Annotated in this window: 13 protein-coding genes and 1 tRNA gene; 6 read left to right on the forward strand and 8 right to left on the reverse strand. The window is 65.2% G+C overall.

Annotated features, from left to right (window positions below):
• Positions 1 to 215 precede the first annotated feature (215 nt).
• The 3 genes from M1D32_RS15075 to M1D32_RS15085 form a co-directional block, all read right to left on the reverse strand.
• Positions 216 to 914, reverse strand: a complete 699-nt coding sequence (locus M1D32_RS15075) for a hypothetical protein (RefSeq protein WP_458779444.1) — start codon at positions 912 to 914, stop codon at positions 216 to 218.
• A 69-nt stretch (positions 915 to 983) separates the two neighbouring features.
• Positions 984 to 3,536: a DNA helicase PcrA gene (gene pcrA / locus M1D32_RS15080; RefSeq protein WP_458779445.1), complete on the reverse strand. Its 2,553-nt coding sequence runs from the start codon at positions 3,534 to 3,536 to the stop codon at positions 984 to 986.
• 77 nt (positions 3,537 to 3,613) lie between these two features.
• Positions 3,614 to 4,444: an inositol monophosphatase family protein gene (locus M1D32_RS15085; RefSeq protein ID WP_458779446.1), complete on the reverse strand. Its 831-nt coding sequence runs from the start codon at positions 4,442 to 4,444 to the stop codon at positions 3,614 to 3,616.
• Positions 4,445 to 4,476: 32 nt separating this feature from the next.
• On the opposite strand from M1D32_RS15085, the gene M1D32_RS15090 reads away from it, so the two are divergent.
• Positions 4,477 to 5,109, forward strand: a complete 633-nt coding sequence (locus M1D32_RS15090) for a hypothetical protein (protein ID WP_458779447.1) — start codon at positions 4,477 to 4,479, stop codon at positions 5,107 to 5,109.
• On the opposite strand, the gene M1D32_RS15095 is transcribed toward M1D32_RS15090, so the two are convergent.
• Positions 5,106 to 5,873: a DUF998 domain-containing protein gene (locus M1D32_RS15095; protein WP_458779448.1), complete on the reverse strand. Its 768-nt coding sequence runs from the start codon at positions 5,871 to 5,873 to the stop codon at positions 5,106 to 5,108. The two genes, M1D32_RS15090 and M1D32_RS15095, sit on opposite strands and share 4 nt — an antisense overlap.
• A gap of 83 nt (positions 5,874 to 5,956) precedes the next feature.
• Here M1D32_RS15095 and M1D32_RS15100 point away from each other — a divergent pair.
• From M1D32_RS15100 to M1D32_RS15110, 3 genes are all read left to right on the forward strand, one after another.
• A tRNA-Arg gene (locus M1D32_RS15100) sits at positions 5,957 to 6,029 on the forward strand.
• A 1-nt stretch (position 6,030) separates the two neighbouring features.
• A complete protein-coding gene (locus M1D32_RS15105; protein ID WP_458779449.1) occupies positions 6,031 to 6,507 on the forward strand; it encodes a DUF6314 family protein in 477 nt (158 codons plus the stop codon).
• Positions 6,504 to 6,926, forward strand: coding sequence for an NUDIX hydrolase (locus M1D32_RS15110; RefSeq protein ID WP_458779450.1), 423 nt, complete (start codon positions 6,504 to 6,506; stop codon positions 6,924 to 6,926). The genes M1D32_RS15105 and M1D32_RS15110 overlap by 4 nt, the downstream gene beginning before the upstream one ends.
• Here M1D32_RS15110 and M1D32_RS15115 read toward each other — a convergent pair.
• Positions 6,923 to 8,836: an ABC transporter ATP-binding protein gene (locus tag M1D32_RS15115; RefSeq protein ID WP_458779451.1), complete on the reverse strand. Its 1,914-nt coding sequence runs from the start codon at positions 8,834 to 8,836 to the stop codon at positions 6,923 to 6,925. The genes M1D32_RS15110 and M1D32_RS15115 overlap by 4 nt on opposite strands.
• Positions 8,833 to 10,476 (reverse strand): ABC-F family ATP-binding cassette domain-containing protein, encoded by a 1,644-nt coding sequence (locus M1D32_RS15120; protein ID WP_458779452.1) that lies wholly within the window; start codon positions 10,474 to 10,476, stop codon positions 8,833 to 8,835. The genes M1D32_RS15115 and M1D32_RS15120 overlap by 4 nt, the downstream gene beginning before the upstream one ends.
• A gap of 246 nt (positions 10,477 to 10,722) precedes the next feature.
• Here M1D32_RS15120 and M1D32_RS15125 point away from each other — a divergent pair, with 246 nt between their 5' ends.
• A complete protein-coding gene (locus M1D32_RS15125) occupies positions 10,723 to 11,460 on the forward strand; it encodes a hypothetical protein (RefSeq protein ID WP_458779453.1) in 738 nt (245 codons plus the stop codon).
• A complete protein-coding gene (locus M1D32_RS15130) occupies positions 11,457 to 12,194 on the forward strand; it encodes a hypothetical protein (RefSeq protein ID WP_458779454.1) in 738 nt (245 codons plus the stop codon). Before M1D32_RS15125 ends, M1D32_RS15130 begins: the two co-directional genes overlap by 4 nt.
• A gap of 223 nt (positions 12,195 to 12,417) precedes the next feature.
• Here M1D32_RS15130 and M1D32_RS15135 read toward each other — a convergent pair whose 3' ends face one another.
• Both M1D32_RS15135 and fdhD read right to left on the reverse strand, forming a co-directional pair.
• On the reverse strand, positions 12,418 to 15,450 hold the full coding sequence (locus M1D32_RS15135; RefSeq protein ID WP_458779455.1) for an alpha-mannosidase: 3,033 nt from the start codon (positions 15,448 to 15,450) through the stop codon (positions 12,418 to 12,420).
• 151 nt (positions 15,451 to 15,601) lie between these two features.
• On the reverse strand, positions 15,602 to 16,489 hold the full coding sequence (fdhD, locus tag M1D32_RS15140; RefSeq protein ID WP_458779456.1) for a formate dehydrogenase accessory sulfurtransferase FdhD: 888 nt from the start codon (positions 16,487 to 16,489) through the stop codon (positions 15,602 to 15,604).
• Positions 16,490 to 16,537: the final 48 nt, after the last annotated feature.

Raw genomic sequence — 16,537 nt, forward strand, 5'->3', positions numbered from 1 at the left:
TGTCCTTCTACGTCGAAGTAGTTTCTGTACAGTCGGACACCATCGAAGACGATGACCGGGCTGCGGAATTGCACGCACCGGCGGCCTGTTGGAAACGAGCCACGCGGCGTGATGCTCCACTGGGAACTCTAGTCCTTTGGAGGGACCGGCCCGTCCAAGACTACCGCTTATGTGAGTAAGGACACTATTCTATGAAGCGTAGAAAAACCGCGTCATTACGGGGTTTTTGAGGCCTCTGGCGGTGCTGGTGGGGCACTTTCGGCGGGACCGGAAATCAGCTCGTAACGGTCCTCTGAAACAAAGAACCCGACCCCGGCGGACACGTTTCCGCACGCCACGCCACCGTTGTAGGCCGAACAGCGAAGCCCGTTCCCTTCGAGGTTCTGCCCCTCCCCCAGCACCTGCAACTGGGCCAGGGGACCGGCCTTGCTGCCGTTGGGCCCATATGCTGCTTCCATCTGTGTGACGCCCGAACGGCATTCTCCGTAGCGTGCGCTGTCCGGGGCCAGCAAGGCGACGCCGCCCAGGTAGCCCAGGTTGGTTCCGGCACAGTCGTCCTTGACGTCAACCTGCTCCGGCTTGGGGTACCGGGCGAGTTCGCAGTGCGCCACAGGTACTGTTGCGAGCTTGTTGTTGGCGGTATCGCTGAAGTTGTTGGACTCGTAGGGGAGGTTGACGTGCTCCCCCCGGGCTGACGTGAGGGAACAGGCAACGCTACGGTCCTCCGTGATGAAGGAGATGATCCCGTCACCGGTGAAAAATCCTTCGGGGCTCGCCAGTGCCGCCTGTTCCAGCTGTTCCAGCGGCGGTAGCGGCGGTGGTGGAACGTACCCGCGATCCTCGGTGGTGATGGTGCAGGCCGTGGCCACCGTCAGGATCAGGGCGGCGAAGATCCCCAGAACAGTCCGTCGCATGGCCCCATTATGCTTTATGCCGCTTGGTCACCAGGCGCTGACGGGACCTTGCCGGCTCCCCCCCCACTCCTAGGCGTCGAGCTTGGTGAGCGGCGCGTACCGCAGCAGCAGCCGCTTCTCGCCGACGTCAAACTTCACCTTCGCCACCGTTTTGTCCCCTGCCCCTTCCAGTGCAAGGACGGTTCCGTTGCCGAAACTCGTGTGGTTGACCTTGTCCCCCACGCTGACCGCAACGATCTCCTTCTGCGGTTGCACCCGGTTCCGGGCAATGACCGCCGGGACATCTGCGTTGAAACCGGCCGACGAATCAGCCGCTGCCCCACGGGCTGTTCCGGCGCCCCAGAAGGATCCGCTGTAGCGGTTTGATCCGATGGATCCGCCGCCCCAGCCGCCGGCCTGCCTGCTGGTTCCTTCGCGTTTCCATTCCACGAGTTCGGCGGGGATCTCCTCCAGGAATTGGCTGGCGGGGTTGTACTGGCTCTGCCCCCACATGCTCCGGACTTCCGAACGCGTGACATAAAGGCGTTTGCGGGCCCTGGTGAGGCCAACATAGGCGAGCCGGCGTTCTTCAGCCAGTTCCTTCGGATCCGTGGCGGAGCGCTGGTGCGGAAACAGCCCGTGCTCCATACCGGTCAGGAACACCACGGGGAATTCAAGCCCCTTGGCGGTGTGCAGTGTCATCAGCGTGACCACGCCCAGCCGTTTGGCCTCCGCAACGGCGGCGGCGGTGTCTTCGGCATCACCGCCCGGGGCATCGGGGATCTGGTCGGCATCCGCCACCAGCGAGACCTGCTCCAGGAAGGCAGCCAGGGACCCTTCAGGGTTTTCCTGCTCGTACTCACGCACCACAGCCACGAGTTCCGCCAGGTTCTCCACCCTGGACTCGTCCTGGGGATCTGTGCTGGAGCGCAGCGCAGCAAGGTAGCCGGTCTGCTCCAGGACCGCTTCAAGGGCAGCTGCGGCGCCGGAGCCTGCAGCGACCTCGGCGAGGTCATCGAGCAGTTTCACGAAGCCCAGGACGGCGTTGATGGAACGGGTAGCCATCGCAGGAGCCTGCTCCGCGCGGCGGGCGGCTGCCATAAAGGAAATGCGCTCACGCTGGGCGAGGGCGGCAACGGCTCCCTCGGCGCGGTCGCCGATGCCGCGCTTTGGCTCGTTGAGCACGCGGCGGAGGTTGACGTCGTCGTCCGGATTAACCAGGACGCGAAGGTAAGCGAGGGCGTCCTTGATCTCCTTGCGCTCGTAGAAGCGCGTGCCGCCCACCACCTTGTACGGCAGGCCTACCCGGACCAGAACGTCTTCAATGGAGCGGGACTGCGCGTTGGTGCGGTAGAAAATGGCGACATCCCCCGGGCGGAGGTTGTCCTCATCCTGGAGCCGGTCGATCTCCTTGGCGATGAACTGGGCCTCGTCATGCTCGTTCTCGCCGACATAGCCAACGATCTTGTGGCCGTCGCCCTCGGCCGTCCACAGCCGTTTCTCGGGACGGTTGGGGTTGCGCGAAATCACCGAGTTGGCGGCAGTGAGGATGTTCTGCGTGGAGCGGTAGTTCTGCTCCAGCTTGATGGTCCGCGCCTCGGGGTAGTCCTTTTCAAACTCCACGATGTTGCGGATATCGGCGCCGCGGAACGCGTAAATGGACTGGTCTGAATCGCCCACGACAGTGAGCTCCGACGCTCCCGGGCCTTCCCCCACGATTTCGCGGACCAGAGCGTACTGCGCGTGGTTGGTGTCCTGGTATTCATCCACAAGGACATGCCGGAACCGGCGGCGGTAGGACTCGGCGAGCGCGGGAAAGGCACGGAACATGTAGACGGTCTCGGCGATGAGGTCGTCGAAGTCCATCGCGTTGGCCTGGCGCAGGCGCTGGGTATAGCCCTTGAAGACCTCGGCCACGGCCTGTTCGAAAGGATCGTTGTAGTTCGCGGCGGAGGCGTACGAGTCGGCATCGATGAGTTCATTCTTCAATGCAGAAATCTTGTGCTGGATGGCCTTGGGCGCAAACTTCTTGGGATCCACGTCCAGCGCCTTGGAGACCTGCGTGATTAACCGGAGCGAGTCCGCGGAGTCGTAGATGGAGAAGTTGGATTTCAGCCCGACGTTGGCAGCTTCCTGACGCAGGATCCGCACGCACGACGAGTGGAACGTGGAGATCCACATGATCTTGGCACGGCCGCCCACCAGCACTTCAATGCGTTCCCGCATTTCCGCCGCGGCCTTGTTGGTGAAGGTGATGGCGAGGATTTCGCCGTGATGGGCCCGGCCGGTGGCGATCAGGTAGGCGATCCGGTTACTGAGCACCCGGGTTTTGCCCGACCCGGCACCGGCCACGATCAGCAGCGCGGATCCGGCGTGTTTGACTGCCTCCTCCTGCTGCGGGTTCAAACCCTCCAGCAGCTGTGCTGCATCGGGCCGGTGGCTGCTGTGGCGGCGAACCTGGCCATGCTGCTCCTCCTCCTGCCGGCTGCCAGGCATACCGGGGCCTGGCTGGCTCTCCCAGGGCAGGCCTCCGCCGGGACCGGCCGAGGTAACGACGCCTTCAGGGCGGGCCTTGGTGCGGGCAGCGGCGGCGGGAGCGGCCTTGAAAGGTCCGTCAGAGTACGGGTCAAACAACATATCCATGGTGCCTACAAGTCTAGGCGGTGGGACCGACACCCACTTCCAGCCTGTGGATTACGTGTTCAAGCTATCGCCGGGTTTCAGGCCACCGAGCCGGACTCCAGCGCGGCGCGCAGCTCGCGCACCGCCGTCGTGCCGCCTGCCATGAACCATTCCAGACCGTTCACCCGGACAGTGTCCACGGCGCCGCCGGCCGCACGGACGATCGCCTTTCCAGGCAGCCAGTCCCACTCGGGGCAGCTGTGCTGGAACCAGCATCCAAGCTGCCCGTCAGCTACCCGGCCGAGGTCACAGGAGCCCGAGCCGAGCATCCGCAAGGCGGCGGCAGAGGTGGCTGCCGCATGCCAGGGCATCGCGCAGAGCGGGTCCATGAGCCAACTGGGGTGGATATACGTGGCAGCGCCGAGTTCTGCCACGGCAGTGCCGTTGCGCGCTCCCCTGTCCTCGTGGAACACCGTCAGGCGTTCGCCGTTAAGGGTGGCAGGATGCGCCCTGCCACCAAGCCAGAGCTTGTCCTCCTCCGGCTGGAAAATGGCACCAAGCACCACGTCGGAGGAATCCTTCAGCGCAATGGCCGAGCACCAGTAGGTGGATCCATGCAGGAAGTTGTAGGTGCCGTCCACGGGATCAACCACCCAGGTGCGTCCGCTGGTCCCCTGCACCGAGGCGCCCTCTTCGCCCATGATGCCGTCCTCGGGACGGCAGCGCTGGAGCTGTTCCAGCACGTAGGCCTCAGCCGCGTGGTCCGCGGCGGTCACCACATCCGAGATGGACGTCTTTTGCTCCGACTGCAGCCCTGCCATCCGCATGAGCAGCGCCAGCTGCCCGGCTTCGCGGACCAGGGCTGCCGCCAGCTGGTAGTCGTCCAAGGAAGGGTCGAGTTCAACAGCACTGTGCCGGCCAATGGTCATGGCTTCAGTTTATGGGGCGGGATAATGGTGCCATGGCCAAAACCCCTGCCCAGCGGATCAAGAAGCACGGCTCCAAGGCGGCTGTACCGCAGCACCACCTCCCGCCCGTGGTCAATCCCACCACCGCGCGCACACCGCAGAAAGCCGAAAACAACGGCAACCTCATCCTGGTCGCCGGCGTGGTGGCCAGCCTGTTCCTGTTCTGGTACCTCCACCTGCTGACGCTGGACCAGCTGCGGCAGCTCTCCGGCGGCCTGCCCATGCCGGATTCGCTGATCGGCGGGTTCGACCCGGCCTACATCAACCAGCTGCACCCGGCCCTGAACGAGGAAGCGCGCGGCCAGCTCAACTACGTCCATAAGACGGCCGGCACCCTGTTCCCGCTGATCTTCGGGTTCACTTGGCTGCTGCTGATCGGAACAAGCGTCGCCAGGAAAGCGCTGCGCTGGGTGCTGTGGGCACTTCCCCTGCTGTTTGTGGTGGTCAGGCTGTGGGGCAACGCGGCCATCGACGGCATGCTGGCAGCGGAAACGCCCGACGCCGGCCAGGTCGCCCTGGCGTCAGGCCTGACCGTAGGCGGCTGGGTCCTGCTGGTCCTGAGCCTGCTGGCAGGGGCTGCGGCGGTTTTTCTGCGGTCGCGAAAGCCTGGAAACCAGGAAGCCTAAAGCGGCCGGCCAACTGCGGCGGCAGCGCGGACCTGCTTCCGGTGCCGATGCACCCGCTGCGCAATGACCAGGCCGGCCGTGGCCATTCCCACGGTCACCGGGTAGCCCATGAGCCGCTCCAAGGCGCCGGGCTCGGGCACGGCCATGCCGGTCAGCCCGCCCGTTGCCAGGGCAGCAGCGGAGACGGCGCCGCAGGCCAGGATGAACCAGGCCATCGCTGTTTTCCGCAGCCAGAGGATCCCCAGGACCAGCAGGGCGGCCGCCCCGGCAAGGAAGTACATGACGGCGCCGGCAAAGTGCCAGCCGGAGCCAACATCCTCCGGGACCAGTCCCACAATCACCGTTCCAGCTCCCGCTGTTCCGGTCAGCACACGCACGGTCACGGCGGCCAGCCAAGGCGTCCGCCGGCCCCGCTGGACCCACGCGCCGGCCAAGGCAGCCACGCACAGCAAACCGGAGCTCAGGAGCAACGCCCCCAGCAGCATCCCCAGCCCCTGGACCACGAACGATGCGTTCATCAGCCAGTTCAGCGGGGAACACACCTCCCGGCCGTCGAAAACCCCGCAGTTGATGGCACCAAGGTCACTGATATAGCCGGTGCGCAGGTCATAGGGCCGGGGACCGGCCCAGGCGCCGATCACGGCAGCCTCCGCGGCGAAATACTGCAGCACGCTGAGTATGGACCAGGCACCGATGTACTGCCGGGTGGAAGCGGTGTCCGGGATGAATGCCAGGGATTTGGCCGTGGACGGAGCTGAACTCATGCTTTGAGCGTAGTACGGCTCCGCACCTTGTATGCTTGTATCCGTGTCCGGCCGGACCGGCCTTGCCGATCCCTCGGATGCCCGCCCTCGTAGCTCAGTGGATAGAGCACGGCTCTCCTAAAGCCGGTGTCGTTGGTTCGATTCCAATCGAGGGCACTTGAACTTTCCTCCTCCGGAGTTCGCGCTCCGCACCTACCTGCTCGGCCGGCCGGCCGATGGGCACGCAGGGCAGTGGACCGTCCAGCGGGACCTGCTGGACCGGACGAACGGCACCCGCGGAACCTTTTCCGGCGTCGTACATTTTGTTCCCACGCACGACGGCGGCCTTGCCCTCCGGGAGGAAGGCACCATGCGCTGGCCCACCTTCACCGGGCCCGCCTCCCGTGAATACCTCTTGAAGACCACGCACCGGCCCGACGCCCTGGACGTCTTCTTCCCCGACGGGCGCCCCTTCCACACCATGAGCTTCACGCCGGAGGCCAACCTGGACCGGCACTGGTGCGATCCCGACACCTACCGCGTGGCTTATACGTACGAGGACCCCCACAGGTTCAGTTACAGCTGGGACGTGCAGGGGCCGCGGAAGGATCTCCTGCTGAGCTCGCGCCTGCTACGGCAGGAGCAGGACAGTTGAAGAACCGCATCGTGGTGTCCGCCGTCTGCGTCTTTGATAACGCCGGCCGGCTCCTGACCGTCCGGAAGCGCGGCACGTCCATGTTTATGCACCCCGGCGGCAAACCGGAAGCCGGGGAAACCGCCGTGCAGGCCGCAGCGCGGGAACTGGCGGAAGAGGTGGGCATTGTCCTTGACCCAAGCCACTTGCAGCTGATGGGCGTTTGGATTGCCGACGCCGCCAACGAGGCCGCCACGGACATCAAAGCCACGGTGTTCCTGGCGCCGGGGACGTGGCAGGCCCGGCCATCCGCCGAGATAGCGGAAATCCGCTGGCTGGAACTGGGCGGGGACCTCCCACGGGACCTCGCCCCGCTGCTGACCGATCACATCCTGCCGGAGCTGGCCGCGAGGCCTCAAACCGTCTGGACGGAAGGCTAGAACTCGGGAACTGCTTCCTGCGCCACTGCCGTAGCCTCGGCGAACTGCGTCCGGTACAGCTCGGCGTAGCGGCCTTCAGCCGCCAGGAGTTCTGTGTGGGTGCCGCGCTCAACAATCCGGCCGTCCTCCACCACCAGGATCGCGTCAGCGGCACGGACAGTGGACAGGCGGTGTGCAATGACGACGGCGGTGCGCCCCTCGAGCGCGGCGCCCAAGGCCGCCTGCACGGCGGCTTCGTTGGTGGAGTCCAGCGCGGCCGTCGCCTCGTCGAGGATGACCACGCGGGGCTGGGCGATGAGCAGCCGGGCGATGGTGAGCCGCTGGCGTTCGCCGCCGGAAAGCCGGTAGCCCCGTTCACCCACCACCGTGTCCAGCCCATCGGGCAGGGAGCGGATCATGGCTTCAAGCCGGGCCTGCCGGATGACCTCCCACATGTCCGCATCGGTCGCATCCGGCTTCGCGAGCCGGAGGTTGGAGGCGATGGTTTCGTGGAAGAGGTGGCCGTCCTGCGTCACCATCCCCAGGGTGTCCCGCAGCGAGTCAAAGGTGGCGTCGCGCAGGTCCAGCCCGGTTCCCGGAGAAGTTCCGCCCAGGCGTACGGCGCCGGAGTCCACGTCGTAGAGCCGGGCCAGCAGCTGCGCGATGGTCGATTTTCCTGCGCCCGAGGATCCCACCAGCGCTACCGTCTGGCCCGGCTCCACCCGGAAACTGATGCCGTGCAGCACTTCCTCGCCGCCGCGGGTGTCCAGCGTAGACACCTCTTCCAGCGAGGCCAGTGAAACCTTGTCCGCCGCGGGGTAGGCGAAGCGGACGTCGTCGAACTCCACCGAGACCGGGCCGGGCGGAACAGGCACAGCGTCCGGTTTCTGCTGGATCAGGGGTTTGAGGTCCAGGATTTCAAACACGCGTTCAAAGCTGACCAGGGCGCTCATGATTTCAACCCTGGCGTTGGACAGGGCGGTGAGCGGGGCGTAGAGGCGGGTGAGCAGCAGCGCCAGGACCACCACATCGCCGGGTGCGAGCTGTCCGGTGATCGCCAGCCAGCCGCCCAGCCCGTAGACCAGTGCCAGGGCCAGGGCGGAGACCAGGGTCAGGGCGGTGACGAACGTAAACTGCAGCATCGCGGTGCGGATCCCGATGTCGCGGACCCGCCCCGCGCGCACCGCGAACTCGCGGGATTCCTCCGCAGGCCGGCCGAACAGCTTGACCAGCGTGGCACCCGGCGCCGAAAAGCGTTCGGTCATCTGCGTGCCCATTGCGGCGTTGTGTTCCGCGGCCTCGCGGCGCAGGTCGGCAAGTTTGGAACCCATCCGCCGTGCGGGGATGAGGAAGACCGGCAGCAGGATCATGGCCAGGACCGTCACCTGCCAGGACGTGCCGAGCATCACGATCAGGGTGAGGATCAGCGCCACCACGTTGCTGACCACTCCGGACAGGGTGCCGGCAAATGCCGACTGGGCGCCGATGACGTCGTTGTTGAGGCGGCTGACCAGGGCCCCGGTCCGGGTGCGGGTGAAGAAGGCAATCGGCATCTTCTGCACGTGGTCAAAGACGCGCGTACGAAGGTCCACGATGACGCCTTCACCGATGGTGGAGGAAAGCCAGCGGTTGACCAGGCCCACTCCCGCCTCGGCAATGGCGACGACGGCGATGAGCAGCGCAAGCCGGAGCACCTCGTCGGCGCCGGCCTTGGCCACGATCGCGTCCACCACCTGTCCCGCAAGGACGGGAGTGGCCACGGCCAGGAAGGCCATCACGACCGAGAGGGCCACGAAGGCCAGCAGCTTGCCGCGGTGCGGGCGGGCGAAGGCCAGGACACGTTTCAGGGTTTCCTTGGAGAACGGCTTGGAACCGCTCTTGGCCCGGGTGATCTTGTACAGGGAGTTCCAGGCCACGCCTTCCATGCTCATTGCTGTTGCTCCGTAACGCTTCCGTTGTCCACATTCCAACGTACATCCAGCCGCACGTTCTCCAGCAGCCTCCGGTCGTGCGTCACGAGCAGGAGGGCGCCGTCGTAGCTTTCCAGCGCCTCCTCGAGCTGTTCGATCGCCGGAAGGTCAAGGTGGTTGGTTGGCTCATCCAAGACAAGGAGGTTCACCCCGCGCGCCTGCAGCAGGGCCAGGGCAGCCCTGGTCCGTTCGCCCGGCGACAGCGAATCGACGGTACGGGCAGTGTGTTCCGCCTTGAGGCCGAATTTGGCGAGCAGGGTACGGACGTCAGCCGGGTTCAGGTCCATCAGGACGGCCTCGACCGCGTCGGCCAGGGGCAGGTGGCCGGCAAGCAGCCCGCGGGCCTGGTCGATCTCGCCGATGGCCACCGAAGCACCCATGGCAGCACTCCCGGACTCCGGTGCGAGGTCGCCCAAGAGAAGGCGCAGCAGGGTGGACTTACCGGCGCCGTTGGGTCCTGTGATGCCGATCCGCTCCCCCGCATTGAGCTGCAGGTTGACCGGGCCGAGGGTGAAGGTGCCCTGCCGGACTACAGCGTCGCGGAGGGTAGCCACCACGGCGCTTGAGCGCGGCGCCTTGCCGATGGAGAACTGGAGCTGCCATTCCTTCCGGGGCTCTTCCACCGCGTCCAGCCTGGCGATCCTTGATTCCATCTGGCGCACCTTCTGGGCCTGCTTCTCAGAGGACTCGGTGCTGGCGGCGCGGCGGATCTTGTCGTTGTCCGGGTTCTTCTTCATGGCGTTCCGAACGCCCTGCGAGCTCCATTCCCGCTGTGTCCTGGCCCGTGACACCAGGTCCGCCTTGGTGGCCGCGAACTCCTCATACTTCTCGCGCGCGTGGCGCCGGGCCACTGCACGTTCTTCGAGGAAGGCGTCATAGCCGCCGTCGTAAACGGCCACGGAGTTCTGCGCCAGGTCCAGTTCCACCACCGTGGTGACGCAGCGGGCCAGGAACTCCCTGTCGTGGCTCACCAGGACAACGCCGCCGCGCAGCCCGCGGACAAAATCCTCGAGTTTCGCGAGTCCGGCAAGGTCAAGGTCGTTGGTGGGCTCGTCCAGGAGGACGACGTCGAAGCGGCTCAGCAGCAGTGCCGCGAGCGCCACGCGCGCTGCCTGGCCGCCGGACAAACCTGTCATCTCGGCGTCGGCCCCGGTCTCCAGGCCCAGATCGGCCAGGACGGCGGGGATGCGGTCGTCGAGGTCCGCAGCACCGGAAGCCATCCAGCGGTCAAAAGCCCGCGCATAAGCGTCATCGGCACCGGGCGCACCGGAGCCAAGCGCCTCCGCTGTGGATTCCATCTCCGCTGTGGCCTCGGCGCAACCGGTCCGCCGGGCAATGTACGCCGCAACCGATTCACCGGGAATCCGCTCGTGCTCCTGGGGAAGCCACCCCACGAAGGCGTCGGCGGGAGCAAGGCTGACATTACCGTCCTGCGGCTGGTCGACGCCTGCGAGGAGTCGGAGCAGTGTGGATTTGCCGGCGCCATTGGCACCCACCACACCTACAACATCGCCGGGGGCAACGGTGAGGGAAAGTTGGGAAAAGAGCAGCCGGTGGTCGTGACCGCCGGAAACATCCTTTGCCACAAGGGTCGCAGTCATGGGTCCATCCTTTCACCGGCGCGCGCAGCAGTTCTGGGCGCCTTCCGGCCCGCAGAGCCTCGCGCATTCCGGCAGGAGGACGGCGCCCGGAGCCCGGACATAAAGAACCCGCTGGTCCGGACTTGGGGGGTGTACGGACCAACGGGCTCGACCATCAAGCATAGTCGAAACAAGCGTGCGGGTAAAATCGGCGTCGATGGCGTCAGGCTAAAATCGACACACCATCCGTTTTCAAGAGAGCCCCCTATGACCCTCCCCGCCAAGGCGTTCCAGCGCTGGCTGCAAGGCATTGCGCCGGACTCCAGCACGGCAGACGTCTGCAGGATCTCCGGGATCAAGCGGACCACCCTCGCCCAGCAACTGGTCCGTGGAAAAGTCTCCGTAAGCACGGTGGTCAGCATCAGCCGCGCCTACGACATTAACCCGGTAGCTGCCTTGGCCGACTTCGATCCCTACCGCGGGCTGTCCGGCCCCCAGCAGCCACCTACCCGCTGTGAGCTGGTAAGCCAGATCTCAACTGCCGACCTCCTGCGCGCCCTGGTGGCACGCCCGGGGCTGGACCCCGCCGGGGAACCAGGCGGCAAGCGTCCAGCACTGTCGCCGGCGCCGCATGCCACGTCCGTCAGGAACTGGGTGGACGCGATTGACGACGGCGAGCTGCGGCACCGTGTTTCCGCCGTTACCGGCATCGCACCGCAGAACTATTCCGCGCAGCTGTCGGCCAACCGGCTCTCCGCCGGACTGGCGGTTGCCACTGCCGTCGCGGCAGGTGTTGGTCTGACGAATGGGCTGGTTGCCACGGGCCTGATTACGGAGGACGAAGCAGGCTGGCCTCCGGGCGCGCGCCAGGCAGCACTGGACAGTCTGTCCGACGGCGACCTCGCCGTACTCGCCGGTGACAGGCTGCAGGCACTGGGCAAGGTTTTACGACGCCAGGAGCAGGACCAGGCGCAAACAGAAAAGATTTGGGAGAACCTGGGATGATCGAGATCCTTCAGTGGTCAACGCTGGCCACGTGCGGCCTCATAGCTGCAGCCAGGGTACCCAGCGCCCTTCGTGGCGAGAACAGGTCGCTTTTCTACATCTTCGCCCTGATGACCGTGGCCATCCTTTTGAGCATCGAGGCACCCTACATCGCTGTTGACAGGGCCTTGGGGGGCGTCAACCTCGCCAATCTGCTGCTGCGCTTCATCATTTTCGCCGCCATCTACTTCGTCGGGATCCGGGTCACCCGTGGTTTCGGTGCCGACCATGCTTACCGGCTTATCACCGGAAAGGCCGGCATGGCTGTCCTGCTGGCGGTTTCGCTGGTAATGGTCGGCGTGTTCTTCCTGATGGATACTGCGGGCTCCTCGGCCGGCCTGTCCGAAACCTCAGGTAAAAGCGAGCGCAACTCCATCCTGGTGGAGTACTACGGGGCGGCTGGCCGCGCCTATCCCTCCTACGTCTCCCTGGTCCTGCTGCCGGCCATGGTTCGCGCAGTGGGCCGCAGGCTTCCCATACTGGTGCGGCTCGCCGCCGGGCTTTTGGCAGTAGGTGGAGTTGCCATTGCCCTGACCTTGCTGTTCCCTGTGGTGCCGCCGGAGTGGGGTGCTTTGGAGTTCATCGTCAATTACACAGCGGTCCTCTGTTTCGTCCTCGGCCTTGCCCTCATCTGGATTGCCAGGGTTCGAAGCAGCAAGAGCTTCAAGGTGAAGAAGACATCTACCGAAAAGTAACCTGACCGGCTTTCACAAATTCATTAGAATGTGAAACAATCATGAATGTGTGAAGGTGGGAGCCCGGGGCGTTCACGAACGGGGATACTTTCTTGAACGATGCGGCTCCCGGGGGCCTTTGCATGCTTTGGGGGGATGAGTGGTGGCGGCCGTTGGGGACCGCCCCCACTCAGCCATTTAAGGCCCTTTCTGCTCTTTTCCAGGACACGGCCAAGCCAGGGTGCTAGGCACGGACAAAACGCAGCGTGACCAACTGGAACGGCCGCAGGAGCAACTCCGCTCCCTCCGGCCCTGCTTCGACGCCGGACGCCTGCACGGGGCGCTCCAGCAGGTCGACGGCTTCCACCTGCTGAACCGGGAAATTCGCTGAGAGCCGCACTGCGGAACGCTGCCCCAACGACTCGTACAACCGGAGCACCACATCCCCGGAGCCGTCCTCGGCCAGCTTTACCGCTTCGATGACCACGGCAGGGTTAGACACGGAAAACAGCGGCTCCACCGGCGCGGCGCCCATGACGAGCCGCGGTGGGAGGTTCGTCCGGTAGCCTTCCTGGACGGCATCGGCGATGTCAGCGCCGGGCCTGATAGTGACTGTCAGCTCGTGAAGTCCGCGGTCCGCGTTTGGGTCCGGGAACTTCGGGGCGCGCAGCAGTGACATACGCACTGTGGTGGTGGTACCGCCGTCGGCCTCCCTGATGCTCCTGATGACGTCGTGGCCGTAGGTGGACGAGTTGGACACAGCGACGCCGTAGCCCGGCTCTGCAACGTGAATCCAGCGGTGCGCGCAGATTTCGAACTTGGCGGCTTCCCAGGACGTGTTGGTATGGGTGGCACGGAAGACGTGCCCGAACTGCGTCTCGGCCGCCGACCGGTCCGCCCGTACGTCCAGCGCGAAGCCAAGCTTCAACAGCTTCTCCCGCTCCTGCCAGTCTACGGACGTGCTGATGGAAAGGGAGGGGCTCCCGGCCGCAAGGCTGATGCGCTGGGTAATGGCAGAGGATCCTGCCACCCGCTCCACCACCACGGCAGCTTCGCCGTCATCCTCCGCGAGCCGCACGGACTCCGCGGAGGTCAACGGTGTGACGTTGCGGCGGTAGAACTCGTCAATGTCCCAAGCGTCCCATTCGTTGGGGGTGTCACGGTGCAGCTCAAGAAGGTTGCCGCGCTCCCCCGGGGCAACCGCCTCGCGTCCGCTCGCGTAGTCCCGAAGGGAGGTGAGCAAACCGTTTGCGTCCAGGACTGCCCGGATGATGCCGTTGTCCAGCACAAAGCCGTGGTCCCGGGCGGCTGCACGGGACCGTAGTGGCGCTGCCACCGGCTCACCCGCTGCCAGTGCCGGCACGCCGTTACGGGAATGGGGCGCGGCGTTCAGCAGGAACTGCCGCTCCCCGCGGCCAAGGACTGCCTTGGCTGCCTGGGCGATCAATGTTTCGAGGGCGGATTCGATGGCGTGGTAATTGCGTTCGGCGTCCTGGTGGACCCAGGCGATGGAACTGCCGGGAAGGATGTCATGGAACTGATGCAGCAGCACCAGCCGCCACAGCCTCTTGAGCTCGGCAGCGGGATAAACAAAGGAACCCCCGGTACGGACTGCGGCCGTCGTGCACCACAGCTCCGCCTCGCGCAGCAGGTGTTCACTGCGCCGGTTGCCCTTCTTGGTCCTGGCCTGGCTGGTGTAGGTGCCGCGGTGCAGTTCGAGGTACATCTCGCCCACCCACACCGGCAGGGACGGATATTCCTCCTCCGCCTGCTGGAAGAAGCTCTCCGCGGATCCGATCCGTACCTTCGGCGAGCCTTCGAGGTCCGCCGTCCTGGCAGCCGCCGCCAGCATCTCCCGGGTAGGGCCGCCGCCGCCGTCGCCATAGCCGAAGGGCACCAGCGACACCGTTCCACGGCCGTGGTCACGGTAGTTCCGCTCGGCATGGGCCAGTTCGCGTCCGCTGAGCTGGGCATTGTAGGTGTCCACCGGCGGGAAGTGGGTGAAGAGCCTGGTGCCGTCGATTCCCTCCCAGTTGAAGGTATGGTGCGGCATGCGGTTGGTCTGGTTCCAGGAAATCTTTTGGGTGAGGAACCACCGGCTGCCGGCGGACTTGACGATCTGTGGCAGGGCAGCAGAGTACCCAAAGGAGTCCGGCAGCCAGGCTTCCCTGCACTCGACGCCAAATTCGGCCAGGAAGAAGCTCTTCCCCTCCAGGAACTGCCGTGCCATGGCCTCGCCGCCGGGCATGTTGGTGTCCGATTCCACCCACATGCCGCCCACAGGAACGAATTGTCCTGCACGCACCTTTTCACGGATCCGCCCGAAGAGTTCGGGGTAGAACTCCTTGATCCAGGCCAGCTGCTGTGCAGATGAGCAGGAGAAAACGAAATCGGGGTATTCATCCATCAGGGCCACCACGTTGGAGAACGTCCTGGCACATTTGCGGATGGTCTCCCGGACGGGCCACAGCCAGGCCGAGTCAATGTGGGCGTGGCCCGTGGCAACGAGCTGATGGGCGGAGGCATAGGCGGGCCTGGCCATCACTTCAATGAGCGCTTCGCGTCCGGCTGCGGCGGTCCCGGCAACGTCGTCCGGGTCCATCACATCCATCATCCGCTCAAGCGCCCGGAGGATCTCATGCCGCCGCGGAAGCTCCAGGGGCAGTTCCGCCATCAGCCCGGACAGGGTCCAGATGTCCTGCTGGAGTTCCCAGACCGTCCGGTTCAACTCGGCAATGGCAATGGTTCCCAGGGTGTACTGCGGTGCTGTCCCCGCTGTTGACTTATCCCCGTACGGCGTGGGCGCGAACGTCCAGCCTTGCGCTACATCAGGGTTGGCCGCGGCCTCCACGTAGAAGTCCACAGCCATGCCGCCTCCAAGCAGCTTCAGCGGTATGTACTGGTTCCGGGGTGAGACGGCTTTGATGATGGTGCCATCGGCGCGCCAGGCGATGCCCTCGCACTGGAAGCCGGGAACCTCGATGGTGAAGCCAAGGTCAACCACCACTTCAACAGTCGTATCCGGTTCCGTGCCCCAGAACTCAGGGACTTCGCCCTGCAGGCGGAGCCACTTGGTACCCCAGGGCTTCCCCCAGGGCGCGCCGTGTTCCTGCGGCAGGAAGTTTTGCCGCATGGCCTCGAGCGCCGGCACAGGTTCGTCCGGTACGTCCCAACTGCTCAGCGTGAGGGGAAGGCTCCTGCTGTATACGGCGGGAACGATGCGTTCGCGGACGAACCTGTCGAGGCGGACTTCCGTAATCCGGCGGTCGTCATGCAATGTTGGCCCTCTTCAGCACTGGAAACGTGGACCATGGTGTCCATTCAGTGGATAAAATCTACCCGCTGGTAGCTTACTCGCGAATCCCTGCGGATAACATCCCTGGAAAAGCGGTTTCCGAAAAGGACGGGGCCTGCGGCGGAGCCGATGTTCAGTGCAGCGCGGCGGCGGGTGCCTGGGCAACCGGCCTGATGATCCGGTGATCCCCGGCGTAGATATTGAGGCTGGTTCCCCGGCTGAACCCGGCGAGGGTCAGGCCGCTGGCCTCTGCCAGTTCAACAGCCAGGCTGGAGGGAGCGCTGACGGCAGCAAGTACCGGGATTCCCGCCAGGGCCGCCTTCTGTACAAGCTCGAAGGAGGCCCGCCCTGATACCTGGAGGACCGTTCCGCGCAGCGGCAGCAGTCCTTCGCGCAAGGCCCAGCCCACCACCTTGTCCACAGCGTTATGGCGGCCTACGTCCTCCCGGAGGCACATAAGCTCCACGCCGCCGTCGTCCTGGATCCTGAACAGCCCGGCCGCATGCACGCCGCCCGTATCCTCGAAAAGGCGCTGGGATTTCCGCAGCAGGCCCGGCAGGGACGCGAGGAGCCCGGCATCGATGGTCAGGGGATCCGCGGCGGGACTGTAGTGCGAGGACTTTTGGACGGACTCCACCGAGTCGGTTCCGCAAATGCCGCAGGAGCTCGACGTATAGATGTGGCGGCCAATGGACGGAACAGTAACATCGGGCCGCAACTGGACCTCAACCACATTGAATGTCTGGACGCCGTTTTCATCCTCCCCTGCGCAGAAACGCAACGACACGAGCTGCTCAGAGGTCCAGATGATGCCCTCCGACACCAGGAAACCGGCCACCAGGTCAAAGTCGTCACCCGGGGTTCGCATGGTGACGGAGAAGGAGAGCTGCCCCAACCGGATCTCCAGCGGCTCCTCTACGGCGAGGACATCCTCACGGTGCCGTACCGGGAACTCGAGCGCCTTCGGAGAACCGTCGAGCACATACTTATGCACCTTGCGGCGCTGGGTCACGCGGCCCATAGCCACCCCTGCCTTTTCATACGTCCATCATGACAACTGCGGGACCGG

Source organism: Arthrobacter sp. D3-16, assembly GCF_054408515.1.

Excerpts from the sequence above, each read along its gene's own strand:
- pcrA (WP_458779445.1), bottom strand. The coding sequence starts at position 3,536 with ATGGATATGTTGTTTGACCCGTACTCTGACGGACCTTTCAAGGCCGCT.
- M1D32_RS15125 (WP_458779453.1), top strand. The coding sequence starts at position 10,723 with ATGACCCTCCCCGCCAAGGCGTTCCAGCGCTGGCTGCAAGGCATTGCG.
- M1D32_RS15095 (WP_458779448.1), bottom strand. The coding sequence starts at position 5,873 with ATGAGTTCAGCTCCGTCCACGGCCAAATCCCTGGCATTCATCCCGGAC.
- M1D32_RS15130 (WP_458779454.1), top strand. The coding sequence starts at position 11,457 with ATGATCGAGATCCTTCAGTGGTCAACGCTGGCCACGTGCGGCCTCATA.
- fdhD (WP_458779456.1), bottom strand. The coding sequence starts at position 16,489 with ATGGGCCGCGTGACCCAGCGCCGCAAGGTGCATAAGTATGTGCTCGAC.
- M1D32_RS15085 (WP_458779446.1), bottom strand. The coding sequence starts at position 4,444 with ATGACCATTGGCCGGCACAGTGCTGTTGAACTCGACCCTTCCTTGGAC.
- M1D32_RS15115 (WP_458779451.1), bottom strand. The coding sequence starts at position 8,836 with ATGAGCATGGAAGGCGTGGCCTGGAACTCCCTGTACAAGATCACCCGG.
- M1D32_RS15090 (WP_458779447.1), top strand. The coding sequence starts at position 4,477 with ATGGCCAAAACCCCTGCCCAGCGGATCAAGAAGCACGGCTCCAAGGCG.
- M1D32_RS15120 (WP_458779452.1), bottom strand. The coding sequence starts at position 10,476 with ATGACTGCGACCCTTGTGGCAAAGGATGTTTCCGGCGGTCACGACCAC.
- M1D32_RS15075 (WP_458779444.1), bottom strand. The coding sequence starts at position 914 with ATGCGACGGACTGTTCTGGGGATCTTCGCCGCCCTGATCCTGACGGTG.